The sequence below is a fragment of the Nocardioides marmotae genome, assembly GCF_013177455.1.
Taxonomy (GTDB): Bacteria; Actinomycetota; Actinomycetes; order Propionibacteriales; family Nocardioidaceae; genus Nocardioides; species Nocardioides marmotae.
Genome location: NZ_CP053660.1, coordinates 1,402,597 through 1,427,270 on the forward strand (window position 1 = coordinate 1,402,597; position 24,674 = coordinate 1,427,270).

Sequence of the window (24,674 nt, forward strand, 5' to 3'; positions counted from 1 at the left end):
CGGGACGGTGGCCCGGTGACCGTGCTCCCCACCCGCCCCGCGCTCGCCGACCTCGGCCCGCTCGCCCAGCTGCGCGCCGGCCGGCTGGCCCGGCGGCTGGTGCAGCTCTACGTCGGCCTGGTGCTCTACGGCGTCTCGCTGGCGATGATGGTCCGCTCCGACCTCGGCCTGGCGCCGTGGGACGTGCTCCACTCCGGCCTGGTGCGCCACCTGCCGATGACGCTCGGGCAGGCGGTCGTCGTGATGAGCTTCGTGGTGCTGGTGCTGTGGATCCCGCTGCGCGAGGTCCCCGGCCTCGGCACGATCAGCAACGCGCTGGTCGTCGGCCTCGCCGCGGACGCCACGCTGTGGCTGCTCGAGCCGCCCGACGCGGTCGTGCTGCGGGTGGGCCTGGTCGTCGGGGGCGTCGCGCTGTGCGGGTACGCCGGCGCGATGTACATCGGCGCCCAGCTCGGCCGCGGCCCGCGCGACGGGCTGATGACCGGCCTGGCGCGACGTACCGGCCGCTCGCTGCGCCTGGTCCGCACCGGCATCGAGGTGACCGTCGTCCTGGTCGGCCTCCTCCTCGGCGGCGCGCTCGGCCTCGGCACGGTGCTCTACGCCCTGGCCATCGGCCCGCTCACCCAGCGCTGGCTGCCCGCCTGGACCGTCGAGCTGCCCGCGCCGCCGCGGGTCGCCTGAGCGCTCCGAGCCCGTCCGCACCCTTCTGGAGCGGCACTGGTGTCGCTCCACACGACTCCTGCGTCCTCTCCAGCGACCACAGTGCCGCTGGAGGGGGCGTCGGTTCGCGGCCCTCAGCGCTTGGTGGCGATCAGCGTGGCGGCGTCGGAGGCGACCATCACCTCGACGGCGGTGAACCGCTCGTCGGTGAGCCACCGCTCGCGCAGGGTGTCCACCCGTCCGTCGGTGACCGGGGGCCACATCTCGCAGGGGGTGAAGTCGTCGAGGACGACGATCCCGCCGCTCTCGACGAGGTCGGCCACGGCGTCGACGCCGACCTCGGTGGGCTCACCGGAGTCGAGGAACAGCAACGAGAACGGGCCCTTGTCCAGCAGCGTGGACCAGTCGGCGGAGAGCACCTCGACCTGCGGGTCGTCGGCGAAGATCTCGGCGGCCGCGCCGGCCAGCCGGGGGTCGAGCTCGGCGGTGACGATGCGGGTGGCGTCGTCGGTCACGCCCGAGCGCAGCCAGGCGGTGCCGACGCCGCAACCGGTGCCGAACTCCGCCATCGTCCCGGTGCGGGTCGCGGCGAGGGTGGCCAGCAGCCGCCCGGTCTCGTTGCGGCAGAAGGACACGTAGCCCGAGCGCCGCGAGACCGCGAACGCACGGGACACCACGTCGGGGAGGTCGGGCGGTGCGCTCATGCGGGGGAGTCTCCCATCCCGGGACGGATGTCTCGGATCGCGGGACGGTTCGGCGGAACCCCTGGTGCGCGGCGGGGAGGGCGGCGTAGGTTCGCCGCCATCATGCGGAGCGTCTTCGTACTCATCGAGCGCCGCGGCGAGGCCCAGCAGTAACCACTGCACGTGAGGCCCCCTCGCCGCGGTGGTCGGCGTTGCTCCCGGGCCTCACTCCTCGCACCACCCGCCGCCCGTGACGGGCAGCGGCCCGAAGACGCCACCGCGGCGGATCAGCCCCAGCACGTGCGCGATCCGCATCCCTGTCGGTCCTCGGCCCACGCGACCCGTGCGGCCGTCGTTCCTCCGCGGGGCGTCTCCCGGGCATACCTCATCGACGCCGAGTCGACCCCGAGAAGACACCGACACCGGAGGAGAGACCGATGTACGACATGTATCCCGAGTGGGGACCCGCCAGCCACAACCCGGAGAACCCGCGCAGCCACGAGGCCGTGCAGCGCTCTCTCGACCTGCGGGACAACGGCGGCCAGCGCCCCGACGACAACTAATCTCCCGCCTCATGACCACCACCCCCACCAGCAGCCCCACGGGCACGGTCCGGCTCGCCGTCATCCCCGGCGACGGCATCGGCCCCGAGGTCACCGCCGAGGCCCTCAAGGTCCTCGAGGTCGCCTCGCCCACCGGCGTGAGCTTCGAGCAGACCCGCTACGACCTCGGCGCCGAGCGTTACCTCGCGACCGGCGAGGTGCTCCCGGACTCGGTGCTGGCGGAGGTCCGCGCCCACGACGCGATCCTGCTCGGCGCGGTGGGTGGCAAGCCGAACGACCCGAACCTGCCCCCGGGCATCCTCGAGCGCGGCCTGCTGCTGCGCCTGCGCTTCGAGCTCGACCACTACGTCAACCTGCGCCCCTCGCGCATCTTCCCCGGCAGCGTCTCCCCGCTGTCGGAGGCGGTGACCGGCCGCGGCGAGGTCGACTTCGTCGTCGTCCGCGAGGGCACCGAGGGCCCCTACACCGGCAACGGCGGCGCCCTGCGCGTCGGCACCCCGCACGAGGTCGCCACCGAGGTCTCAGTCAACACGGCGTACGGCGTGGAGCGGGTCGTCCGCGACGCGTTCGCCCGCGCCGAGCGCCGGCCGCGCAAGAAGCTCACCCTGGTCCACAAGACCAACGTCCTGGTCAACGCCGGGTCGGTGTGGTGGCGGATCTTCGAGGAGGTGGCCGCCGAGCACCCGGACGTGACCACCGACTACATGCACATCGACGCGGCGATGATCTACATGACCACCGACCCGCAGCGCTTCGACGTGATCGTCACCGACAACCTCTTCGGCGACATCATCACCGACCTGGCCGCCGCCATCACCGGTGGCATCGGCCTCGCGGCCTCCGGCAACGTCAACCCCGACCGGACCGCCCCGAGCATGTTCGAGCCGGTCCACGGCTCGGCCCCCGACATCGCCGGCCAGCAGAAGGCCGACCCGACCGCGGCGATCCTCTCCGCCTCCCTCCTGCTCGACCACCTCGGTCACCCCGAGGCCGCGCGGGTCATCGAGGACGCCGTCGTCGCCGACCTCGCCGCCCGCGAGCCGGGCACGGTCCGCAGCACCTCGGAGGTCGGCGACGCGGTCGCCGCACGAGTAGCCGGCTGACCGCCGGACCCGAGCGACGTGAGCTCGGGCCGGCGGCCCGACGTACCCCACCCGGCCCCACCGGCCCGAGCCCACCGAGGACTACCGTGAGCACCATGCAGATCCGCACGACCCGCACCGACCAGCCCGTCGCCGAGGACCGGCTCGCCGAGATCCTCGCCGACCCCGGGTTCGGCAACCACTTCACCGACCACATGTTCACGGTGGAGTGGACCCCCGAGGCGGGGTGGCACGACGCGCGGATCGAGCCCTACGGCCCGCTCAGCCTCGACCCGGCCACGGCGGTCCTGCACTACGCGCAGGAGACCTTCGAGGGCATGAAGGCCTACCGGCACGCCGACGGCTCGGTGTGGTCCTTCCGGCCCGAGGAGAACGCGCGGCGCATGGCGCGCTCCAGCCACCGGCTGGCGCTGCCGGTGCTCGAGGTCGAGGACTTCGTCGCGGCCGTCGACGAGCTCGTGCGCGTCGACGAGCGCTGGGTCCCCACGACGACCGACCCGGGCACTGCCGAGAAGAGCCTCTACGTCCGGCCGTTCATGTTCGCCTCCGAGACGTTCCTCGGCGTCCGGCCCTCCCAGCACGTCACCTTCATGGTGATCGCCAGCCCCGCCGGCTCCTACTTCAAGGGCGGGGTCAAGCCGGTCACGCTCTGGCTGACCGAGGAGTACACCCGCGCGGGCCGCGGCGGCATGGGTGCGGCCAAGACGGGCGGCAACTACGCCAGCTCGCTGGTCGCCCAGCAGGAGGCCATCGCCCAGGGCTGCGACCAGGTCGTCTTCCTCGACGCCCAGGAGGGGACGTACGTCGAGGAGCTCGGCGGCATGAACATGTACTTCGTCTACGACGACGGCCGCATCGTCACCCCCGCCACCGGCACGATCCTCGAGGGGATCACCCGCGGCAGCATCATCGAGCTGGCCGGCAAGCTCGGCCACCAGGTCGAGGAGCGGCGCTTCTCGATCGACGAGTGGCGCGAGGGCGTGACCAGCGGCGCGATCCGCGAGATCTTCGCCTGCGGCACCGCCGCGGTCGTGACGCCGGTCGGCAGCCTGAAGTGGGAGGGCGGCGAGGTGCCGGCCCCCGCGGAGACCGAGCTGACGATGCGGATCCGCCAGGCGCTGGTCGACATCCAGCTCGGCCGCGCCGAGGACACCTTCGGCTGGATGCACCGCATCCTCTGAGCCGCTGCCATCGCAGCCGGGGAGAGGTTACCCTTACCTAAGTAAGGCCTGCGTCCGGCGCGGCTGCCGACGGTGAAGGGGGACGTGTGAGCGCGCTGCTCGACCCGTCGACCGCCACCCGACCGGGTGATGCCCCGGCGCCGGGGCCGGGCACACCGGCCGCCCTGCGCGGCCTGCTCGCCGTCGTCGTCCTCGTGCTCGTCCTCCTCGCGGTCGCCCTCGCCAGCCTGATGTGGGGCGCGCGCGACGTGGCCCCCGGCGTGGTCTGGGACGCGCTCGTCGCCCCCGTCGCCGGGAACAACGACCACCTGGTCGTCCGCGACCTGCGGGTGCCGCGGACCCTGATCGGCCTGGTCGGCGGGGCGGCGCTCGGCGCCGCGGGCGCGCTCATGCAGGGCGTGACCCGCAACCCCATCGCCGACCCCGGCCTGCTCGGGATCAACTCCGGCGCCTCGCTCGCGGTCATCGTCGCGATCGCCGGGCTGGGCGTGACCTCCACCAGCGGCTACCTCTGGTTCGCCTTCGCCGGCGCCGCCGTCGCCGCCGTGGTCGTGTACGGCGCCGCCTCGCTCGGGTGGGAGGGCGTCACGCCGGTCAAGCTCGCGCTCGTCGGCGCCGCGTTCACCGCGACCTGCACCTCGGTGATCACCGTCGCCCTGCTCACCGACACCCGGACGCTGGGGGAGTTCCGCTTCTGGCAGGTCGGCTCGCTGGCCAACCGCCCCCTCGACGTGCTGGTGACGGTGCTGCCGTTCGTGCTCGTCGGGCTGGCGCTGGCGCTCGCCGCCGGCCGGGTGCTCAACGCCCTCGCGCTCGGCGACGACGTGGCCCGCGGGCTGGGCCAGGACGTCGTCCGCGGCCGCCTGCTCGTCGTGGCGGCCGTGGTGCTGCTCTGCGGCTCCGCCGTCTCCCTGGCCGGCCCGATCGCCTTCGTCGGCCTGGTCGTGCCGCACGTCGCCCGCGCCGTGGTGGGCCCGGACTACCGGTGGATCGTCGCGCTGTCGATGCTGATCGGCCCCGTGCTCCTGCTGGCCGCCGACATCGCCGGCCGCCTGGTCGTCCGCCCGTCCGAGCTCGAGGCCGGCCTGGTCGTCGCGGTGCTCGGTGCGCCGGTCCTCATCGCGCTCGTGCGCCGCTCCCGGGCGGTCGCCGCATGAGCGTGCCCACCCTGGTCCCGGCCGGCGACGCCCGCACCCGCGAGGAGCGGCAGGTGGTCGCGAGCGAGGGCCTGCGGGCCACCCGCCGGCGCCGCCGGCAGCGGCGGACCGTCGTCACCGTCGTCCTCGCCGCGCTCGCCGCCGTCCTCTGCGTCACCGCCCTGATGCTCGGCGACTTCCGGCTCTCGGCCGCGGAGGTGCTGCGCGCGCTGGCGGGCGCCGACGAGGGCGCCGCGCGGTTCATCGTCGTGGAGCTGCGCCTGCCGCGGCTGGTCCTCGGCGTCCTCGTCGGCGTCGCGTTCGGCCTGGCCGGAGCGCTCTTCCAGTCGGTGCTGCGCAACCCGCTGGCCAGCCCCGACGTCATCGGCATCTCCCAGGGCGCCAGCGCCGGCGCGGTCATCGCGGTGCTCGGCTTCGGCACGGCCTCGGGCGTCGTCGTACCCCTCTCCGCGCTGGCGGGCGGAGCTCTCGTCGGCCTGCTGCTCTACGCCGTCGCGTGGCGCGGGGGGATGACCGGGCACCGCTTCGTGCTGGCCGGCATCGGCGTGGCCTACGTCTGCACCAGCGTGATCGGCTACCTGCTCACCCGCAGCGACGTGAAGGAGGCCCAGGTCGCGCTGCTGTGGATGGCCGGCAGCCTGGGCCAGGCCGACTGGTCCCTCGTCCGGACCCTGGCCATCGCCCTCGCCGTGCTCCTCCCGCTCGTCGCGCTCGTCGCCCGCGGGCTGGCCCTGCTGCTCCTCGGCGACGAGCAGGCCGGCAGCCTCGGGATCCGGCCCGAGGTCACCCGCGCCTGCGTGGTCGCCCTCGGCGTCGCCCTGGCCTGCGTGGCGACCGCGGCGGCCGGGCCCGTCGCGTTCGTGGCCTTCACCGCGGCCCCGGTCGCCCGGCGGCTGCTCGGCGACGGCACCCTCGCCCTGCTGCAGTCCGCCCTCGTCGGCGTCGTGCTCGTCGTCGGCGCCGACATCGTGGCCCAGCACCTGCTCCCCGCCGACCTGTCCGTCCCCGTCGGGGTGATCACCGGCGCGGTGGGCGGCCCGTACCTCATCTGGCTGATGGCCAGCGGACGCACCCGGACCGCCTGATGGCACCGAACCAAGGAGACCCCGTGAGCCTCGTCGCCGAGCGTCCCGCCCAGGAGCCCGGGGACCGGTTGCCGCAGGACGCGCTCGAGCACCACGATCCGGTCACCCTCGTCGCGAAGGGTCTGAGCCTGGCCTACGACCAGCGCACCGTCGTGCACGGCGTCGACCTCACCATCCCGGCCGGCGCGGTCACCGCGATCGTCGGCGCCAACGGCTGCGGGAAGTCCACGCTGCTGCGCGGCCTGGGGCGCATCCTCAAGCCGGCCGCGGGCACGGTCGAGCTCGGCGGGCGCGACATCGCCCGGATGCGGCCGCGCGAGGTCGCCGGCCTGCTGGGGCTGCTGCCGCAGCAGCCGGTCGCGCCGGAGGGCATCACCGTGGCCGACCTCGTCGGCCGCGGCCGCCACCCCCACCAGGGCGCGTTCCGCCGGTGGAGCGCCGCGGACGCCGACGCCGTGGCGGTCGCGCTCGCGCTGACCGACACCCAGGACCTCGCCGCCCGTCGGGTGGAGGAGCTCTCGGGCGGCCAGCGCCAGCGGGTCTGGGTCGCGATGATGCTCGCCCAGGACCCCGGCATCATGCTGCTCGACGAGCCCACGACGTACCTCGACATCGCCCACCAGGTCGACGTCCTCGACCTCCTCGCCGAGCTCAACGAGGAGCGGGGGACCACCGTGGTCATGGTGCTGCACGAGCTGAACCTCGCGGCGCGGTACGCCGACCACCTGGTCGTCATGTGCGAGGGTCGCGTGCTGCGGGAGGGCGCCCCGGGCGACGTGCTCGACGTCGCGTGCGTGCAGGAGGCGTTCGGCCTGACCGCCCGCGTCGTGCCGGACCCGGTGACCGGGTCGCCGCTCGTGGTGCCGGTCGGCCGGCGCGGCACTCGCGGCGCGGCCACGGCTGGCCCCGACGCCTGAGCGGCGTGTAAGGTGAGGCTCACCTAACCACCGTTGACCGGACTCGGCCGGTCCCGCACCACGAGGAGTGGACGTGACGTCCCTTCGTCCCCTGACCCGGCGCGGACGCGTCCCCCGCGCCCTGCTGCCCGTCGGCGCCCTCCTGCTCGCGCTGCCCCTGGCCGCCTGCGGCTCGGAGTCGGACTCCGAGGACAAGGCCGGCGGCGGCACCAGCCCGGCCGCCGAGGCCTTCGAGCCGGTGACGATCGAGCACGCCTTCGGCTCGACCGAGATCGAGGAGCAGCCCGAGCGGGTCGCGACCTGGGGCTGGGGCAGCGGCGACGCCGCGCTCGCGCTCGGCGTGACGCCGGTCGCGATGCCGAAGTACTCCTACGGCGCCGACGAGAACGGCCGGATGCCGTGGCAGACCGAGGCGATCGAGGAGCTCGGCGGCGAGGAGCCCGCCCTGCTCAGCGAGACCGCCGAGGCGCCGATCGAGGAGATCGCCGCCGCGCAGCCCGACCTGATCCTGGCCAACTACTCTGGGATCACCGAGGGCGACTACGAGAAGCTGTCGAAGATCGCGCCGACCGTCGCCTACCCCGAGGAGCCCTGGGCCACCCCGTGGCGCGAGGTGATCACCACCGTCGGCGAGGCGCTCGGCAAGGCCGACGAGGCCGACCAGCTGCTCGAGGACATCGACGCCCAGGTCGCCGCCGCGGCCGAGGAGCACCCGGAGTTCGCGGGCAAGACGATCGCCGCCGTGGCCATCGACCCCTCGGCGTTCTACGTCTACCGCGGCGCCGACCCGCGCGTGGAGTTCCTCGAGGACCTCGGCTTCGAGCTCGCCCCGAGCGTGGACGAGCTGGACACCGCGGACGAGACCTTCTACTACATGATCTCCACCGAGGAGGCCGACAAGCTGACCTCCGACGTGCTGGTCTCCTACTCGCCGAACGAGGACGCCGCCGCCGAGGTCGACAAGAGCGCCGCCGCCAAGGCCATGCAGCAGTTCCAGGACGACACCGTCGCCCGCGTGGTCGGCGAGTCGCTCGTCTCCTCGGTCTCCCCGCCGACCGCGCTGTCGCTGACCTGGGGCCTCGACGACTTCATCGAGGCGCTGGTCCCGGCCGTCGAGAAGGCCGACGCCCAGGGCTGAGCCGGCCCCGGCAGCACCGCTGCACCACCGTTCCACCGTCGACCGCGTCCGGGCCTCCCGGGCGCGGTCGGCGCGTTCCCGGCCCCTGCGCCGAGTAGATTGGGCCGGTGACGACGCAGCAGGTGGTGGTGGGTGCCTACACCCTGCTCGCCAAGATCGGCGAGGGTGGGATGGGCGTCGTCCACCTCGCCCGCGGCCCGCAGGGCGACCGCGTGGCGCTCAAGGTCCTCCGCCCGCACATCGTCGGCGACGACGAGGCCCGCCACCGGCTGGCCCGCGAGGTCAGCTCGCTGTCGCGGGTCCGCTCCCGGTGGGTCGCCGAGGTCGTCGACGCCGACCCGTGGGCGGTCGTGCCGTTCGTCGCGACCCGCTACGTCCCGGGCCTCTCCCTCCACGACCACGTCGTCGAGGAGGGCCCGATCACCGGCGCGGACCTGATCTGGTTCGCCGCCTCGCTCGCCGAGGGCCTCGCCTCGGTGCACGCCGCCGGCGTGCTCCACCGCGACGTGAAGCCCTCGAACGTGCTGATGGAGGGCCGCACCCCGATCCTCATCGACTTCGGCCTGGCCCGGGTCGCCGACGACCCGAAGCTCACCCACACCGGCTGGCTGCTCGGCACGCCCGGCTACCTCGCCCCGGAGATCCTGTACGGCGACGACGCGACGCCCGCCTCCGACGTCCACTCCTGGGCCGCGACGGTCGCCTACGCCGGCACCGGCCGGCCCCCGTTCGGCCGGGGCCCGTCGATGGCGATCATGGACCGCGTCCGCCGCGGCGAGCACGACGTCTCCGGCCTGCCCGACGACCTCGCCGCGGTCGTCGAGGCCGCCCTCGACCCCGAGCCGGACCGCCGGCCCACCCTCGACCAGCTGCTGGCCTGGCTGCGGCCGCAGGTCGGCCGCGGCCGACCCGTCCCACCGCCCCTGCCTGACCCGGAGCCCGAGCCCGACCTCGATCCGATCGTCGAGACGCTGCCGGTGATGCTCGCCCGGCCCGACGCCGACAGCACGCACACCCGGCCGTTCGAGACGCTCGTCGACCCGGGTGTCCGCGACGAGGACGACGAGCCGACCGTCCATGACTGGGACGTCGCGGAGTACGTCGTGCCGCGGCCCTCCGCGGGCGAGCGGTTCCGGCGGGCGACCCTCCTGCTCGGCGCCGCGCTGGCCACCGGCGCCGGCTTCGCGGCGTACCCCTGGGTGGCGACGGTCGTGACCCTCGTGCTGGTCTGGCTGCTGCGCAGCGGCTCGCTGGCCGCGAGCAAGGCCGGCGACCGGCGCCGCCTGCGCGGCCGCAAGTGGTACGACGGCGTGCAGGTGCTCCTCGGGGCGCCGTGGGACCTGGTCCGCTCGATCCCGGGCACCGTCGTGCTCGTGCTGTGGAGCCTCGGGCTGGCGATCGCGGGTGCCCTGCTCTGCTACGCCGTCGCCGCGTCGGTGCCGGCCACGCTGTTCGTCTGCGGCAGCCTGCTGGCCGCCGCGCTGTGGCTCGGGCCGGGCGGCTCGCGGGTGCGCGGCCCGGTCTCCCGGGTCGCCGACCCGACGGCGCGCAGCGTCCGCGGCTGGCTCGCCGGTCTCGTGGTCCTCGCCGTCCTCGGCTGCGGCCTCGGGGCGCTCGTGCAGGCCTCCGGCACGTCGTGGACCCCCGACGACGGGCGGCCCTTCGACGGCTTCTCGATCCCCGACGGCGGGATCCTCAGCGGGCGGTGATCCCGCTGCCGGCGTCCCCGAAGGACGGCGGCAGGTCGCCGGGCCCGGTGCCCCAGGCCGGCCGCTCGGCGTCGGTGGTCGCGACGACGACCGTCCCCGGCCGGGTCGGGCCCATCCGCAGCCAGGACGAGCCGTGGGAGCGGCCGTCGACGGTGACGCCCGCGACGTGGCGGCCCTCCCCACGGCGGACCAGGCGGGTGGCGGCCACGCCGCGCGGGCGGACGACCACCTCGGTGAACAACGGCCGGCCCAGCGCGGTGACGTCGGTGCCCGGCACGAGCGGCTGGAGCCCGAGGGCCGCCCACACGTACCACGCTGAGAGCCCGCCGAGGTCGTCGTTGCCGGGCAGGCCGGCCGGCCCCGGGCGCCACAGCTCGGCCAGGGCACGCGCGACGACGTCCTGGCTGCGCGCCGGCTCGCCGAGCCACAGCGGCGCCCATGGCGTCAGCAGGCTCGGCTGGTTGCCGAGCCAGGCGTGCGCGCCGGCGCCGGCGTCGAGCCGGGTGTGGAAGTCGTCGAGGCGGGCCAGCACCTCCTCGCGCGTCCCGAGCGCGGCGAGCAGCCCGGCCATGTCGTGGGGGACGAACCAGGTGTACTGCGCGGCCGTGCCCTCCTGGAACCCCGCGCAGCAGGCCGTCGGGTCCCACCCCGGCGGCGGGAAGGACCCGTCGGCCGCGCGGGGCGCCAGCACCCGCCGGGCCGGGTCGAGCAGGTGGCGCCACCAGGTGCTGCGCGCGCCCAGGTCCGCGGCGTCGCGGTCGCGGCCGACGGCGGCCGCGAGCCGGGAGACCGCGAAGTCGTCCACGGCGTGCTCCAGGCTCGTCGAGGCATCGCCGGGCACCCACCCGAGGGCGAGGTACGTCGCCAGGTCGGGCCGCGCGGGCGTGGTCACCCGGGCCTGGCGCAGCAGCCGCCCGACGAGCGCGTGGACGTCGTAGGACCGGGCGCCGAAGGCGTGCGCGGCCGCGACCAGCGGTGCCGCGGAGTCACCGGACATGACCAGGGTGTCCTGGGCGACCAGCGGCCACCGCGGCAGCCAGCCGCCCTCGCGGGCGGCGGCGAGCAGGCTGGCGACCAGGTCGGAGGCGACGTCGGGCCGCAGCCAGGCCAGCAGCGGCGTGTGGGTGCGGTAGGCGTCCCAGGCGGTGGCTGCGGTGTAGCGCCGGTGGCCGGAGGCCACGCGGTGCACCCGCCCGTCGAACCCGGGGTAGCGGCCGTCGGCGTCGCTGACCGTCGTCGGGTGCAGCAGCACGTGGTAGAGCGCGGTCCGCAGGGTCGTGCGCTGCTCGGCGGTGCCCCCGGTGGCGCGGACCCGGCCGAGCTCGCCCGCCCAGGCGCGCTCGGCCTCGGTCCGCAACCTCGGGACCGACCAGCCCGGCGCGTCGGCCTCGAGGTTGCGCCGGGCGCCGGCGGCGTCGACGAAGGAGACCGCCACCTGGGCGCGCACGGTCCGGCCCGCCGCGAGGTCGAACCGGAGCGCGACCCCGCCCGCCCGGCGTCGTACCTCGACCGCCGGCCGGTCCAGTCGCAGCCGCACGTGGACGTCGTACGTCGTCGGGGTGCCGCAGAACCCGCCGCTGGTCGCCCGCACCACCACCTCGCGGCGGCTCGGCAGCCGCACGCGGGTCGACCGGGTGCCGGCGAGGCTGCCGTCGGCCTGGACCAGCAGCCAGGGCCGCGCGCCGCGGGGGAACCGGTAGGCCGCCAGGCCGGAGCGGTCGTCGGCGGCGAGGGAGACCGTGACGCCCCCGGCGAGGCGGGCGCGGTACCACCCGGGGCCGGCGCGCTCGGAGGCCCGGTCCAGCCCCAGGGTCGCGGTCGCGGTGTCCGCGGGGAGGGCGCCGGTCCACGGGAGGACCGGCACGTCGCCGAAGGCACGGCAGCCGGCGCCGGAGAGGTGCGTGGGGGAGAAGCCGCGCACGTGGGTGTCGCCGGCGGCGTACCCCGACGCGGTCGCCGACGGCGTGCCGCCGGCGGCGTCGGAGGTGGTGTCGGGGCCGAGCTGGACCATGCCGAACGGGCGGGCGGCGGCCGGGGTGGTGCCGCCGCTGGACCAGGGTGGAGCGCCGCCGGTGCCGGTCGTCAGGTCCGGCTGCGTCGGGTCCGGCTGGGTCGGGTCCGGCTGGGTCGGATCCGGAGCCGCCGCCGGGGCCGGCGGCGCGGTGAGGCCCGCCAGGAGGGTCAGCGTGAGGGCCGCGGCCGGCACCAGCGCGCCCGTCGTCCGCCGCCACGTCACCGGGGGAGCGTACGCGCGGGCGGCGGCCCGCGGGCTGAGATCGCCGTCCCGCGGATCGGACGTGCGTGGCACGATGGACCCGTGCAGCACCGCCGGATCATCATTCGCTAGCGCGTCGAGCCCCCTCGACGCGCCGACCTCTCGCACCCCGAGAGGTTTTTTTGTGCCCGCACACCCGCGACACCCACCAGCCCAGCACCCGGGAGCAGAGACAGACCGATGGACCTCCACGGCTCGTTCCACGTCTACGACACCACCCTGCGCGACGGCGCCCAGCAGGAGGGCCTCAACCTCTCCGTCGCCGACAAGCTCTCGATCGCCCAGCAGCTCGACGGGCTCGGAGTGGGCTACATCGAGGGCGGCTGGCCGGGGGCGAACCCGAAGGACACCGAGTTCTTCCGCCGCGCCGCGCAGGAGCTCGACCTCAAGCACGCGCAGCTGGCGGCGTTCGGCGCCACGCGGCGGGCGGGGCTGAGGGCGGCCGACGACCCGATGGTCGCGGCGCTGCGCGACAGCGGCGCGGGCGTGGTCACCCTGGTCGCGAAGTCCCACGACCGGCATGTCGAGCTCGCCCTGCGGACCACGCTGGAGGAGAACCTCGCGATGGTCCGCGACACCGTCAGCCACCTGCGGGCCGAGGGCCAGCAGGTCTTCCTCGACGCCGAGCACTTCTTCGACGGCTACCGCGCGAACCGGGCCTACGCCCTGGAGGTGCTGCGCACGGCGTACGACGCGGGCGCCGAGGTGGTCGCGCTGTGCGACACCAACGGCGGGATGCTGCCGGGCTGGGTCTCCGACGTGGTGCACGACGTGGTCGAGACGACCGGCGTCCGGGTCGGCATCCACTGCCACAACGACACCGGCTGCGCGGTGGCCAACACCCTGGCTGCCGTCGAGGCCGGCGCGACCCACGTCCAGGGCTGCATCAACGGCTACGGCGAGCGCACCGGCAACGCCGACCTGGTCACCGTCGTGGCCAACCTCGAGCTCAAGCTGGACCGACAGGTGCTGCCGGCGGGGCTGCTGCGCGAGGCCACCCGGATCGCGCACGCGGTCGCGGAGGTCACCAACGTGCCGCCCGCCTCCCGCCAGCCGTACGTCGGCACGTCGGCCTTCGCCCACAAGGCCGGCCTGCACGCGAGCGCGATCAAGGTCGACCCGAACCTCTACCAGCACATGGACCCGGTGGGCGTCGGCAACGACATGCGGCTGCTGGTCTCCGACATGGCCGGGCGCGCGTCGATCGAGCTCAAGGGCCGCGAGCTGGGCTTCGACCTCGACGCCGGCACCCCCGAGGGCAAGGACCTGATCACCCGGATCACCGACCGGGTCAAGGTGCTGGAGGCGCGCGGCTACACCTTTGAGGCGGCCGACGCCTCCTTCGAGCTGCTGCTGGTCGAGGAGGTCGAGGGGGCCCGGCCGTCGTACTTCGAGGTCGAGTCCTGGCGGGTGATCACCGACTCCAAGCCGGCCGACGAGGCGCTCTCGGAGGCGACGGTCAAGCTGCGCGCCGCCGGCGTGCGCTACGTCGTCACCGGCGAGGGCAACGGCCCGGTCAACGCCCTGGACCAGGCGCTGCGCTCGGCGATCGGGCAGGCCTTCCCCGAGGTCGCGAAGTTCGAGCTGATCGACTACAAGGTCCGCATCCTCGACCAGGGCCACGGCACCGACGCGATCACGCGAGTGCTCATCGAGACCACCGACGGCGTCTCGTCGTGGGTGACGGTCGGCGTCGGCGCCAACGTCATCGAGGCCTCGTGGGGCGCGCTCGTCGACGGGCTGACCTTCGGCCTGCGGCGCCAGGGCCTGTGAGCGGCCCGGCGGGCCGCCCGCTGCTCCTCGTCGTCGGCGCCGGGCCCGGGGTCAGCGGGTCGGTCGCGCGCCGCTTCGCGCGCGAGGGGTACGACGTCGGGCTGCTCGGCCGGGACGAGGAGCAGCTGGTGCGGCTCGCCGGCGAGCTCGAGGCGCTCGGCGCGACCGTGGGGCGGGCGCTCGTCGACGTCACCGACGTCGCGGCGACGACCGCTGCGATCCAGCGGCTCGCGGCCGGCAGCGGCCGCGTCGACGTGCTGCACGTCAACCCCAGCGCCTACCGCGCCGCGGACCCGCTGACCCTCACCGTGGCGGGGCTGCTCGAGGACGTCGCGCTCGGCGTCGGGGCTCTGCTGACCAGCGTCCAGGCGGCCCGCCCGTTCATGGGCGCCGGCGCCCGGGTGACGGTCACCGGCAGCATGGCCGCCGACGAGCCCTCGCCGGCTGCGGCGTCGCTCGGCGTGCAGAAGGCCGGCGTGCGGAACCTCGTGCACAGCCTCGACCGGACGCTCGCCCCCAACGGCATCCGCGCGGTCTCGGTGACTGTGCGCGGCGCGCTGGCCCGCGAGGGCGTCTTCACCCCTGACCGGGTCGCCGAGGCGATCTGGGCGGCGGCCCACCAGGACGAGGCCGCGTGGGCGAGCGAGGTGCCCTACCCGGGCTGACCGGGCTGACCCGGCTCGCCCGGCTCGTCCGGCGTCCGGACGACCCGGTGCACCAGGTCGGCCCACCCGTCGACGACGCGGTCGACCGGGAAGCCGTCCACGATCAGCTGCTGCTCGAGGATCGGCAGCTCCAGCGGGGCCAGCAGGGCGGTGGTCAGCAGCGGCAGGTCGCCCTCCACGCCGAGCTGCTCGAGCAGGTAGCGCACGTGCATCGCGGTGAAGGACCACACGGCGTACGACCGGGAGCCGGCGCGGCCCGCCGCCCGGATCAGGGCGTGGTGGCGCAGGGTGGACTCGAGCCGGCTGCGCCCGAAGGCCAGCAGGCGCTCCATCGGCTCCGCGCCTGGCCCGAGCGGCGGGGGACCGGTCATCACGGCACCCTGGAAGGCCGCCTCGGAGTGGTCCAGCAGCGCGGCCATCAGGCCCTCGCGGGACTCGAACCGGCGGAACACCGTCCCCTTGCCGACCCCGGCCCGCGCCGCGACCGCCTCCATCGTCACGTGCTCGGGCCCGGACTCCTCGACGAGCGCCTGGGCCGCGACCAGCAGCGCCTCGCGGTTGCGCGCGGCGTCGCGGCGCTCCGGCGGCGGGTCGCCGACCAGGGGCAGCAGACGGGGTCCGGTCATGATCCCGTCACTCTAGGGACGAACGCCACACGGTGCGCCGGGAATGCAAACGGACCAAGGTCCGTTTGATCATGTGACCGTTCCGCCCCCGCTCCAGGAGCACCCATGACCCAGACCCGTGTCGCCGTCCTCGTCGGCAGCCTCCGCGCCGACTCCGTGAACCGCAAGATCGCCGAGCTGCTCGCCGCCGAGGCCCCCGAGGGTGTCGTCGTCGACATCGTCGACGGGCTCGAGAACCTGCCGTTCTACAACGAGGAGCTCGACGGCGCCACGCCGCCCGAGGTCGCGACGCACGTGCGCCAGCAGGTCGTTGCGGCCGACCGCGTCCTCGTCGTGACGCCGGAGTACAACGGCACCATGCCGGCCGTGCTCAACAACGCCATCGACTGGCTCTCCCGCCCCTACGGCGCCGGCGCGCTGGTCGCCAAGCCGTTCGCGGTCATCGGCACCACCCCGACGCCGTACGGCGGCCGCTGGGCGCACGCCGACACCGCCCGCTCCGCGAACATCGCCGGCGCGGTCGTGCTCGAGGACCTGACCGTCTCCCAGCCGGGCGTCGAGGTCGACGTGCTCAACGACGACGAGGTGCTCGGCAAGCTCCGCGGCGCGCTCGAGGCGCTCGTCGCCTACGAGGCCGCGCCGTCCTCCGCCGCCTGATCCCGGCCGCCTGATCCCGTCAGCCTGAGCCAGGCCTGGCCGGTCCCGGCCTGGTCGCCCCCGGCCTGGTCGCCCCCGGCGTACTAGCGTCGGGGGCATGGCCGACCTCCACGACCTGACCGCCCTCGAGCAGGGCGCGCTCGTGCGGCGTGGGGAGGTCTCGAGCCGCGAGCTCGTGGACCACTACCTCGAACGCGCCGACCGTCTCGACACGGTCGGCGCGTTCGTCACGCTCACCCCCGAGCAGGCCCGGTCCCGGGCCGCCGACGCCGCCGACGCCGCCGCGGCGTCGGGCCCGCTCGCCGGCGTCCCGACCGCGGTCAAGGACCTCAACCTCACCGCTGGCGTCCGGACGACCTTCGGGTCCGCGGCGTACGACGACTTCGTGCCCGAGGAGTCCGACGGCGTCGTGCTCGCGATGGAGGCCGCCGGGCTGGTGAGCCTGGGCAAGACCAGCACGCCGGAGTTCGGGTCGCCCTGCTACACCGAGCCCGACGGCCGGCCCCCGGCGGTGACCCCCTGGGACCGCACCCGGATGGCCGGCGGCTCCTCCGGCGGTGCCGCGGCCGCCGTGGCCGCCGGGCTGGTGCCGCTCGCGCAGGGCTCCGACGGCGGCGGGTCGATCCGCATCCCCGCCTCCTGCTGCGGGCTGGTCGGGCTGAAGCCCTCGCGCGGGCGGATCTCGGGCGCGCCGATGTACGGCGACCCCATCGGCCTCGCGACCGCCGGCCCGATCGCGCGCACGGTGCGCGACGCGGCGGCGCTGCTCGACGTCCTCGCCGGCCGGCGCCCGGGCGACCCGTCGTGGGCGCCCGCGCCGGCGGGCACCTTCCTCGCCGCGTGCGACCGGCCGCCGGGGCGGCTGCGGGTGGCCCGGTTCGTCGCGCCGGTGATCGCCGACGTCGAGGTCGACCCCGCCTCGGTGCAGGCATGGGAGGACGCCTCGCGGCTGCTGGCGTCGCTGGGCCACGAGGTCGAGGACGTCGAGGTGCCGCTGCCGCGGGAGGCGGTGCCGGTCTTCGAGACCTGCTGGGCGGTGCTGACCGCGATGTCGACCGCGCCGGAGGGGCGCGAGCACCTGCTCCGCCCGCTGACCCGGTGGCTCAGCGAGCGCGGGCGCGCGGTGTCGGGGCCCGAGCTCGGGCTGGCGATCGGGGGGATGCGTCGCTTCGCCGCCCAGGCCCTCACCGCGCTCGCGCCCTACGACCTGGTGCTGACCCCGACCCTCGCCGCCCCGCCGCTGCCGGTCGGGGCGCTGCGCGACGACGCCGACCCGGCCGCCGACTTCGAGGCCCAGAAGCGCTTCACCCCATGGACGTCGGCGTGGAACGTCACCGGCATGCCGGCCGTCTCGCTGCCGCTGCACTGGACCGACGACGAGCTGCCGGTCGGGGTGATGCTCGCGGCCCGGCCGGCCGAGGAGGAGCTCCTGCTGGCGGCCGCCGCCCAGGTCGAGGAAGCCGCGCCGTGGGCGCACCGGCGCCCGCCGGGGTGGTGAGCCCCGTGCTCACGCTCGCCCACACCGCGCACCTGGACGCCGCCGACCTCGTCGAGGCCCGCGGGCTGATGGACCTCGCCTTCGGCGACTTCGCCGATGCCGACTGGTCGCACGCGCTCGGCGGCCTGCACGCGCTCGTGCGGGTCGAGGGGGTGCTGGTCGCGCACGGGTCGCTGGTCCAGCGGCGGCTGCTGGTCGGGGCGGGGGAGGGCGCCCGCTCGCTGCGCTGCGGGTACGTCGAGGCGGTGGCCACCCACCCCGGCCACCGGCGCCGGGGCCACGCGGCCGCGGTGATGACCGCGCTGGAGGCGCTCGCGCCGGCGTACGACGTCCTCGCGCTGTCGTCCTCCGACGCCGGCACCGCGCTCTACCTCGGCCGCGGCTGGCTGCCGTGGCGCGGGCCGATGTCGGTGCCGGGCCCGTCGGGGCCGGAGCGGACGCCGGAGGACGACGGGTCGACGTACGTCCTGCCGGGCGCCCTGCCCCTGTCGCCGCCCCTGGACCTGGACGCGCCGCTCGCCTGCGACTGGCGCGAGGGCGACGTGTGGTGAGGCTCAGATCGTGACCGCGATCTTGCCGCGGGTGCGGCCCTCCTCGTTGGCGCGGTGCGCCTCGGCGATGCGGTCCAGCGGGTACGTCGCGGCGAGGTCGACCTTCAGCCGGCCGTCCTCGGCGAGGGCGCGGAGCTCGTCGAGGTGCGCGCGCTCGGGGCGGACGAACACGTAGCGACCGCCCAGGCCGAGCACCGTCTCCGCGTCGACGACCGAGGCGACCCGGGAGGTGTCGTGCACCTGGTTCGGGGCGTCCTCGAGTGCCTCCCCGCCGATGAGGTCGACGACCGCGTCGACCTTCGCGGAGAGCTGCTCGCCGATCGGACCGGCGGTGTGGTCGACGACCTCGTCGACCCCGAGCGAGCGCAGGTGGTTGTGGTTGTCGGGGCGAGCCGTGCCGACCACGACCGCGCCGCGGGCCTTGGCGATCTGGACGGCGAACTGGCCCACGCCGCCGGCCGCCGCGTGCACCAGCACGCGGTCGCCCGCGCCGACCTCGAGCGCCTCGACGACGAGCTGGTACGCCGTCAGGCCGGCCAGCGGGATCGACGCGGCCTCCTCGAAGGAGAGGTTCGCCGGCTTGCGGGTCACCGTCCGCTCGGGGGCCGGCACCAGCTCGGCGGCGGTGCCGAACGCGACGTCGTCGCGCCGGACGTACCCGTAGACCTCGTCGCCGGGCTTCAGCCCCGTGACCACCGCCGGGCCGACCGCCTCCACCACGCCGGCGACGTCCCAGCCGGGGATGATCGGCAGGTGGTGCGGGTAGGCGCCCTGCAGGTAGCCCTCCCGGATCTTCCAGTCCACCGGGTTGACGCTCGTCGCGCGCGCCCGGACCAGGACCGTGTCCGGCCCCACCGGCGGGTCCGCGACCTCCCGCACCTCGATCACGTCAGCACCACCGAACCGGTCGTACACCGCTGCCCGCACTCGTCTCTCCTTCGTCGTCATGGGTTCCTCACCCCGGTGCCCCCGAGCCGGGGACCGGCATGCACGCCCGGGCTCGCGCTGGTCGAGCGCGGCCTCTCCTCTGGTCGAGCAGCGAGCCAGGCCTCCCACCCGGTGGTCGAGCAGCGAGCCCTGGCGAGCGTGCTGGGGCGGCCACCCGTTGGTCGAGCAGCGACTTGGGGCGGCCACCCGCTGGTCGAGCAGCGAGTTGGGGCGGCCACCCCCTGGTCGAGCAGCGAGCCCTGGCGAGCGTGTCGAGGCCCGGTGAGGTGCCTTCGGCCTGGTGGCGGCGGTGCGGGCGCGTCCGCCGGCGGCGGGTGGTGCGGTGTGGAAGGACTTTGAGAAGGACGTGGTTGCGCGCCGCTGGGGTCGAGGCACCTGGGCGCGGTTGCTTGTCGGCTTGCGGTTGGCGGGGGTCGACCGTTGTGGTTGCGGTGGTCAAGGGATCGGACTGCGGGGCGGGTCTGGCTGGTCGGTCTATGTCCTTCGGTGGAAGGCGACCCGCCCGTCGGGGAGGTGGGCGGTCTCGAAGGCGGGGTCGTGGATGCGGGCGTGGTGTCGGGGGCAGAGGTTGCGGGCGTTGGCCAGGTCGGTCTTGCCGCCACTGGACCAGGGTTGGTCGTGGTGGGCGTGGCAGAGGTGGGCGGGCCAGTCGCAGCCCTCGGCGGTGCAGGTGGGCTGGGTGAGGTTGAGGCCGCGGCGCTGGGGGCCGGAGAACAGTCGGGTCCTCCGGCCGAGGTCGAGCAGCTCGGACTTCGTGCCGAGCACGGCCGGGATGAGGCCGGCTTCGCAGGCGAGGCGGCGGGCGGTGGCGGCGGAGATCACGCTCCCGTCGTCGAGCACCCCAGGTGCGAGCCCACCCATGAGCGAGTCGAGATCCATCGTGACCACGACGGTCGCGTTGAGACCGCCGAGCTTCGGGAGCTGGTCGGTGGGGAGCCGTTCGAGGAGCTCGCAGAACGCGTCCCCCATCCGTTCCGGGGAGGGCCGCCGCTCGACCTGCTCGACCGCGTCGGGGTCTTCGGTGCGGGTAGCGGTCTGGTGCTTGGGTGCGGCGTATGCGAGGAGGGTCTTGTGGAGCATCGCGGCGTGCAGCTCGGGGATGGAGAACTTGCCCCGCACCGAGCCCTTCCCGTCCGGACACATGGTCAGCCACGCACCCGCCCGAGCCTCACGCTCCTCACGCTCCAGGGCACGGGCGTCGCGTGCCTCGCCGATCTCGGGAGCGACCACGGTCAGGACGTGCTTGGCGAGCACCGCCAGCGTCTTCGGGTCGAGATGCGCCGCCTCGTCGAGGAGGTGCTGCTCGGCCCGCGCCGGGACGGTCGGGTCTTCCAGGTCCTCGGGCAGCCGGTCGACACAGGAGGTGATCACCCGGGCGTGGTCGACCGAGATCGCGCCCTCGACCAGGGCAGCCGAGGTCGGCTCGTGCCGGTCCAGGGATTCGGCGAGCCGGGCCCGGCCCTTCGCCACCCGCCGTTCCTGCCGGGTCCGGTGGGCCCACCACGACGCGGTGTCGGTGGCCCCGGCTCGTTCGCCGGCATGCCGCCGGTCGGCCTCAGCGACCAGCCGCAGCTCCAACGCCACTGCCTGGGCACGCAGCCGGGAGGCTTCGACGAGGGTGGCTTCGACGTCCTCGTCGGACATCGACCACAGCTCCGCGGTCGCCGCCTGGCGGGTCTTGCGGCGGGACTTCGCGACAGCCCGGCACACGGTGTGTGCGTGGTGCCGCGAGTCCTTGGCCATAGGTCTACTCAAGCACCGACCACCGACAGTCAAAGAGCTGTTTCCCCAGGTCAGACCGCATATTGAGACGCAGCTTCGACCAGTTTCGGAGGCGTCCCAGCAACCCCGAGACATCATCAGCGGTTGTTCATCAAGGTATGTCGCCGAGGCGTCACTTCCCCGTGCGAGCTCACCGTGGGAAGTGACGGTTTGCCTGCATACCTTGATGAACCGACCGGCCCACCCCGAGGCGGGGACGCGCACCGCGCACCGCGAGCCGGGAGGCGACCGCGACCACGGCGTACCTCTCCCGATAGCTGCTGCCACCGCGACAACCCACGACCCGCGAGCCGCAGTCGAGCCCACGGGCCCACGAGGTCACGTCGCAGCCCGAGGGGCGGAAGCCGACGGGCGTCAGTCGCCGAGGCCGCGGGCGTGGAGGGCGTCGCCGGTCTCGTGGGCGCGGGCGACGACGCGGACGACGAACGGGGTGAGGTACGCGCGGGGGTGGCGGCCCAGACCCCGGGCGCGAGCGGCGTCGCGGGTCTCGAGCGCGAGGGCGAGGGTCGCGGGCAGGGCGGCGATGGCTAGGGAGAAGGCGAGGGCGACCCGTTCGGGGTCGACGCCGAGCCGGCGCAGGGGGCGCAGCCACCGCACGATCGCGTCGAGCACGGCGTTGACCGGCGTGGTCGAGGTGAGGACGAGCGCGGCGACCGCGAGCCCGACGAGGTCGAGGGTCGTCTCCACGGCGCGGGGCAGCCCGTTGACCCACCACTGGACGGCCGAGATGACGACCAGCAGCACGGCCAGCCCGCGCAGCGCGCGGAGCACCGACCCGAGGGCGACGTGCCCGACGAGCGCGGCGGCCACGGCGAGCGCCAGGCACACCGCCGACGCGGGCAGCGAGCGGACCAGCACCACGGCAAGGCTGAAGGCGGCCAGCGCCGCGACCTTCGGGCCGACCGGCAGCCGGTGCAGCACCGTGTGGCCGGGCCGGTAGGTGCCGACGAGGAGCAGCTGGCTCACGAGACGCTCACGAGACGCTCACGAGGTGGTCACCGCGGCGACGTAGTGGTCGACGGCGGCGTCCGGCGCGCCGTCGTACGCCACCGCCCCGTCGAGCACGACGAGCACCCGGTCGCACCGGCGGGCGAGGTCGAGGTCGTGGGTGACGAGCACGAGCTGCTGGGGCAGCGAGAACAGCAGGTCGCCGATCCGCCGGGAGTTGGCGAGGTCCAGCAGCGTGGTCGGTTCGTCGGCGACGAGCACGTCGGGGGAGGTGGCGAGCACGCCGGCGAGGGCGAGCAGCTGCTTCTGCCCACCGGACAGGGCGTGCACGGAGGTGTCGGCGTGGTCGGCCAGCCCGTGCTCGACGAGCACCGCCAGCGCCCGGGCCCGCCGCCGCGCCGGGTCCCGCTCGGAGCGGCGCAGCGAGAGCTCGACGTCCTCCACGCAGGTCGGCATCACGAGCTGGGCGGAGGGGTCGGTGAAGCAGAAGCCCACCCGCCGACGTACGGCGCCTCCCTCGCGCGCCACGTCGAGCCCGTCGACCAGCACCCGCCCGGCCGTGGGCGAGACGAGCCCGTTGAGCAGGCGCGCGAGCGTGGACTTGCCCGACCCGTTGGCGCCGACCACCCCGACCCGCTGCTCGGTCAGCGTCAGCGTGGTCGGGGCGAGGACGACCCGGTCGCCCTCGCCGGCCGGGACGACGACCGAGGCGGCGTCGAGCTCGATCCTCACCCGCGGCTCACCGGCGAGCGGCCGAGCAGCTGCGGGAAGGCGCGGCGCACCTCGGCGGCGACGAGGGCGACCAGCGCGGCCTTGAGGACGTCGCCGGCCCAGAACGGGGCGTCGTAGCCCCAGGCGACCGACCACGGGACGTCGAACCAGTACTTCATGCCGACGATGCCCAGCGCGTGGTTGAGCAGCACGCCGGGCACGGCGCACACGAAGACCCAGAACGCGCGCGACCTCCGCGCCCGGCCGGCCACCCGCGCGACCAGCAGCCCGGCGAGCCCGGCGACGAGCGGGAAGGACCACAGGTAGCCCGCGCTCGACCCGACGAACGGTCCCAGGCCGCCCTCGCGGCCGGAGAAGACCGGCAGCCCGATCGCGCCGAGGCCGAGGTAGAGCAGCACGGCGAGGAACCCCCGGGTAGGCCCGAGCACGCACCCGGCCAGCAGGATCCCGAAGGTCTGCAGGGTGAGCTCGACGCCGGCGCCGCCGACGGGGATCCCGCCGATCAGCGCGCACGCCGCGATGAGCGCCGCGAACGCCGCGACCAGCGCGAGGTCGGTCGTGCCCAGCCCGCGCCGGGTCGCCGGGGCGGAGGTCGAGGGGAACCCCGAGGGGGAGTCGGTCGTCGTCATCGCGGTTCCTTCGCCAGTGGCTTCGGCAGTGACCTGAACGCTGGTCAGGTGAACGGCGTTCAGGTTAGGGTCGGCGACAGCCCGGGTCAACGCAGGACCGCCACCGGATCGACCCGGGACCGATCGCGGAGGGAGACGGCACGTGCGCAACCACCGCGAGGACGTCGTCGACCAGGCGCTGCGCGTCCTGGACACCTACGGGCTCGCCGACCTGACCATGCGCCGGCTGGCCAAGGAACTCGGCGTGCAGCCGAGCGCGCTCTACCACCACTTCCCGAGCAAGCAGCTGCTCCTCGCCGCGGTCGCCGACGAGCTGCTGGCCCGCGGCGCGCGGCCCCAGACCGCCGGCGGCACGTGGGAGGAGCGGGCGCGGGCCTGCTGCACCCAGCTGCGCGACGCCATGCTCGCCTACCGTGACGGGGCCGAGGTGGTGGCCACGGTGCACGCCTTCGGCCTCGGCGCCCAGGCGCCGGAGCGGGCCCTGGCCGACGCCGTCGCCGGCTCGGGAGCAGCGCCCGACCTCGTCCGGGCCGCGACCCGCACCCTGCTCCACCTGGTCTTCGGTCACACCCTCGACGAGCAGACCCACCTCCAGGCGGGCAGCGCCGGCGCGATCGACGACGACCCCCGCGACCGCTCGGACCTCGAGGTCGGCGTCGGGCTGGTCCTCGACGGCATCCGTGCCCGGACCGCCGCGCACCGGCCCGAGACCCCGACCTCTCGGACCCCCTAGCCGTCGACCAGCGCGCCGTGCTGCTCGGCGAGGAGCACGGCGCCCGCCACGTCGAGCCGCGTACGCCGCAGTCGGCTCGTGCGGAGGTCGACCCCGTCCAGGGCGGCACCCCGCAGGTCGGCGCCGTCGAGGACCGTCTCGCGCAGGACCGCGTCGGTGAGCCGGGCGTCGCGGAGCACCGCGCCCGTGAGGTCGGACTGCGACAGGTCGGCCTCGCGGAGGTCGAGGCCGGTGAGGTCGAGCCCGGTCAGCCGGGTGCCGCGGATCGTCACCCCGCGCCACAGCCCGCCGACGACCCGCAGCGGCCGCATCGTGCACTCGCTGAAGACCGACGCGGTGAGCTTGCAGCCCTCGAGGGTCGCGTCGGCGAAGGAGACCCGCCGGAAGTCGCAGGCCACGAACGCGCTCGCGACGTGGGTGGAGCCGGCGAACCGGCCGCCGTGGAACGTGCACGACTCGAAGACGGCCCCCTCGGTGCGGGCCTCGCTCAGGTCGACGTCGGTGAAGGTGCACCCGACGTACCGCACGGCCCCGAGGTCCTCGCCGTACAGGTCGAGGTCGCGCAGGTGCTCGCCCTCGACGACCGCGTCGCGGCTCATCGGGCCCGACCCCCGGTGGGTCGGCTCTGCTCGGTGCGGTGGTGGTCGGAGACGTTCACCGA

At 75.1% G+C, this 24,674-nt stretch carries 24 protein-coding genes; 15 read left to right on the forward strand and 9 right to left on the reverse strand.

From position 1 onward, the window contains the following. Nucleotides 1-15: 15 nt before the first annotated feature. Nucleotides 16-681 (forward strand): membrane protein YczE, encoded by a 666-nt coding sequence (gene yczE / locus HPC71_RS06745; RefSeq protein WP_171896361.1) that lies wholly within the window; start codon nt 16-18, stop codon nt 679-681. Nucleotides 682-794: 113 nt separating this feature from the next. Here yczE and HPC71_RS06750 read toward each other — a convergent pair whose 3' ends face one another. Further along, nucleotides 795-1,364 (reverse strand): O-methyltransferase, encoded by a 570-nt coding sequence (locus HPC71_RS06750; RefSeq protein WP_154616882.1) that lies wholly within the window; start codon nt 1,362-1,364, stop codon nt 795-797. A 416-nt stretch (nt 1,365-1,780) separates the two neighbouring features. Here HPC71_RS06750 and HPC71_RS21165 point away from each other — a divergent pair, with 416 nt between their 5' ends. From HPC71_RS21165 to HPC71_RS06785, 8 genes are all read left to right on the forward strand, one after another. Continuing rightward, nucleotides 1,781-1,906 carry a hypothetical protein gene (locus HPC71_RS21165; protein WP_257866254.1) on the forward strand — a complete coding sequence of 42 codons (126 nt, stop codon included), beginning with the start codon at nt 1,781-1,783 and terminating at the stop codon, nt 1,904-1,906. An 11-nt stretch (nt 1,907-1,917) separates the two neighbouring features. Continuing rightward, nucleotides 1,918-3,009, forward strand: a complete 1,092-nt coding sequence (locus tag HPC71_RS06755) for a 3-isopropylmalate dehydrogenase (RefSeq protein WP_154616883.1) — start codon at nt 1,918-1,920, stop codon at nt 3,007-3,009. A gap of 95 nt (nt 3,010-3,104) precedes the next feature. Beyond that, entirely contained in the window at nt 3,105-4,190 is a 1,086-nt protein-coding gene (locus tag HPC71_RS06760) for a branched-chain amino acid aminotransferase (RefSeq protein WP_154616884.1), read from the forward strand. Between the two features lie 86 nt (nt 4,191-4,276). Beyond that, nucleotides 4,277-5,347 (forward strand): FecCD family ABC transporter permease, encoded by a 1,071-nt coding sequence (locus HPC71_RS06765; RefSeq protein WP_253943930.1) that lies wholly within the window; start codon nt 4,277-4,279, stop codon nt 5,345-5,347. Beyond that, nucleotides 5,344-6,432 carry a FecCD family ABC transporter permease gene (locus HPC71_RS06770; protein ID WP_216656564.1) on the forward strand — a complete coding sequence of 363 codons (1,089 nt, stop codon included), beginning with the start codon at nt 5,344-5,346 and terminating at the stop codon, nt 6,430-6,432. Before HPC71_RS06765 ends, HPC71_RS06770 begins: the two co-directional genes overlap by 4 nt. Nucleotides 6,433-6,455: 23 nt before the next feature. Further along, entirely contained in the window at nt 6,456-7,349 is an 894-nt protein-coding gene (locus HPC71_RS06775; RefSeq protein WP_326832942.1) for an ABC transporter ATP-binding protein, read from the forward strand. Between the two features lie 73 nt (nt 7,350-7,422). Continuing rightward, nucleotides 7,423-8,487 (forward strand): iron-siderophore ABC transporter substrate-binding protein, encoded by a 1,065-nt coding sequence (locus HPC71_RS06780; RefSeq protein WP_154616886.1) that lies wholly within the window; start codon nt 7,423-7,425, stop codon nt 8,485-8,487. Between the two features lie 107 nt (nt 8,488-8,594). Further along, on the forward strand, nt 8,595-10,196 hold the full coding sequence (locus tag HPC71_RS06785; protein ID WP_154616887.1) for a serine/threonine-protein kinase: 1,602 nt from the start codon (nt 8,595-8,597) through the stop codon (nt 10,194-10,196). Here HPC71_RS06785 and HPC71_RS06790 read toward each other — a convergent pair. Then, complete coding sequence (locus HPC71_RS06790; RefSeq protein ID WP_154616888.1) at nt 10,183-12,432, reverse strand: GH92 family glycosyl hydrolase; 2,250 nt, start codon at nt 12,430-12,432, stop codon at nt 10,183-10,185. The two genes, HPC71_RS06785 and HPC71_RS06790, sit on opposite strands and share 14 nt — an antisense overlap. Nucleotides 12,433-12,651: 219 nt before the next feature. Here HPC71_RS06790 and cimA point away from each other — a divergent pair, with 219 nt between their 5' ends. Further along, on the forward strand, nt 12,652-14,244 hold the full coding sequence (cimA, locus tag HPC71_RS06795) for a citramalate synthase (protein WP_154616889.1): 1,593 nt from the start codon (nt 12,652-12,654) through the stop codon (nt 14,242-14,244). After that, nucleotides 14,241-14,909 carry an SDR family oxidoreductase gene (locus HPC71_RS06800; RefSeq protein ID WP_216656565.1) on the forward strand — a complete coding sequence of 223 codons (669 nt, stop codon included), beginning with the start codon at nt 14,241-14,243 and terminating at the stop codon, nt 14,907-14,909. Before cimA ends, HPC71_RS06800 begins: the two co-directional genes overlap by 4 nt. On the opposite strand, the gene HPC71_RS06805 is transcribed toward HPC71_RS06800, so the two are convergent. After that, entirely contained in the window at nt 14,897-15,535 is a 639-nt protein-coding gene (locus HPC71_RS06805) for a TetR/AcrR family transcriptional regulator (protein WP_154616890.1), read from the reverse strand. The two genes, HPC71_RS06800 and HPC71_RS06805, sit on opposite strands and share 13 nt — an antisense overlap. 105 nt (nt 15,536-15,640) lie before the next feature. Between HPC71_RS06805 and HPC71_RS06810 the strand changes: the two genes are divergently transcribed. From HPC71_RS06810 to HPC71_RS06815, 3 genes are all read left to right on the forward strand, one after another. Next, nucleotides 15,641-16,192: an NAD(P)H-dependent oxidoreductase gene (locus HPC71_RS06810; RefSeq protein ID WP_154616891.1), complete on the forward strand. Its 552-nt coding sequence runs from the start codon at nt 15,641-15,643 to the stop codon at nt 16,190-16,192. Between the two features lie 97 nt (nt 16,193-16,289). Further along, nucleotides 16,290-17,690: an amidase gene (locus tag HPC71_RS20880; RefSeq protein ID WP_154616892.1), complete on the forward strand. Its 1,401-nt coding sequence runs from the start codon at nt 16,290-16,292 to the stop codon at nt 17,688-17,690. Then, on the forward strand, nt 17,660-18,241 hold the full coding sequence (locus tag HPC71_RS06815; RefSeq protein ID WP_253943931.1) for a GNAT family N-acetyltransferase: 582 nt from the start codon (nt 17,660-17,662) through the stop codon (nt 18,239-18,241). The genes HPC71_RS20880 and HPC71_RS06815 overlap by 31 nt, the downstream gene beginning before the upstream one ends. Nucleotides 18,242-18,244: 3 nt before the next feature. On the opposite strand, the gene HPC71_RS06820 is transcribed toward HPC71_RS06815, so the two are convergent. The 5 genes from HPC71_RS06820 to HPC71_RS06840 all read right to left on the reverse strand — a co-directional run bounded on the left by HPC71_RS06820 (nt 18,245) and on the right by HPC71_RS06840 (nt 23,280). After that, nucleotides 18,245-19,168 carry an NADP-dependent oxidoreductase gene (locus HPC71_RS06820; RefSeq protein WP_171896363.1) on the reverse strand — a complete coding sequence of 308 codons (924 nt, stop codon included), beginning with the start codon at nt 19,166-19,168 and terminating at the stop codon, nt 18,245-18,247. 495 nt (nt 19,169-19,663) lie between these two features. Next, nucleotides 19,664-20,932, reverse strand: coding sequence for an HNH endonuclease signature motif containing protein (locus HPC71_RS06825; RefSeq protein WP_171896364.1), 1,269 nt, complete (start codon nt 20,930-20,932; stop codon nt 19,664-19,666). A 393-nt stretch (nt 20,933-21,325) separates the two neighbouring features. Then, entirely contained in the window at nt 21,326-21,937 is a 612-nt protein-coding gene (locus HPC71_RS06830) for an energy-coupling factor transporter transmembrane component T family protein (RefSeq protein ID WP_171896366.1), read from the reverse strand. Nucleotides 21,938-21,955: 18 nt separating this feature from the next. Further along, a complete protein-coding gene (locus tag HPC71_RS06835) occupies nt 21,956-22,651 on the reverse strand; it encodes an energy-coupling factor ABC transporter ATP-binding protein (protein WP_171896368.1) in 696 nt (231 codons plus the stop codon). Next, nucleotides 22,648-23,280: a biotin transporter BioY gene (locus HPC71_RS06840; protein WP_154614994.1), complete on the reverse strand. Its 633-nt coding sequence runs from the start codon at nt 23,278-23,280 to the stop codon at nt 22,648-22,650. The genes HPC71_RS06835 and HPC71_RS06840 overlap by 4 nt, the downstream gene beginning before the upstream one ends. Before the next feature lie 142 nt (nt 23,281-23,422). On the opposite strand from HPC71_RS06840, the gene HPC71_RS06845 reads away from it, so the two are divergent. After that, nucleotides 23,423-24,013 carry a TetR family transcriptional regulator gene (locus HPC71_RS06845; protein ID WP_171896370.1) on the forward strand — a complete coding sequence of 197 codons (591 nt, stop codon included), beginning with the start codon at nt 23,423-23,425 and terminating at the stop codon, nt 24,011-24,013. Here HPC71_RS06845 and HPC71_RS06850 read toward each other — a convergent pair. Then, nucleotides 24,010-24,612, reverse strand: a complete 603-nt coding sequence (locus HPC71_RS06850; protein ID WP_154614995.1) for a pentapeptide repeat-containing protein — start codon at nt 24,610-24,612, stop codon at nt 24,010-24,012. The two genes, HPC71_RS06845 and HPC71_RS06850, sit on opposite strands and share 4 nt — an antisense overlap. Nucleotides 24,613-24,674: the final 62 nt, after the last annotated feature.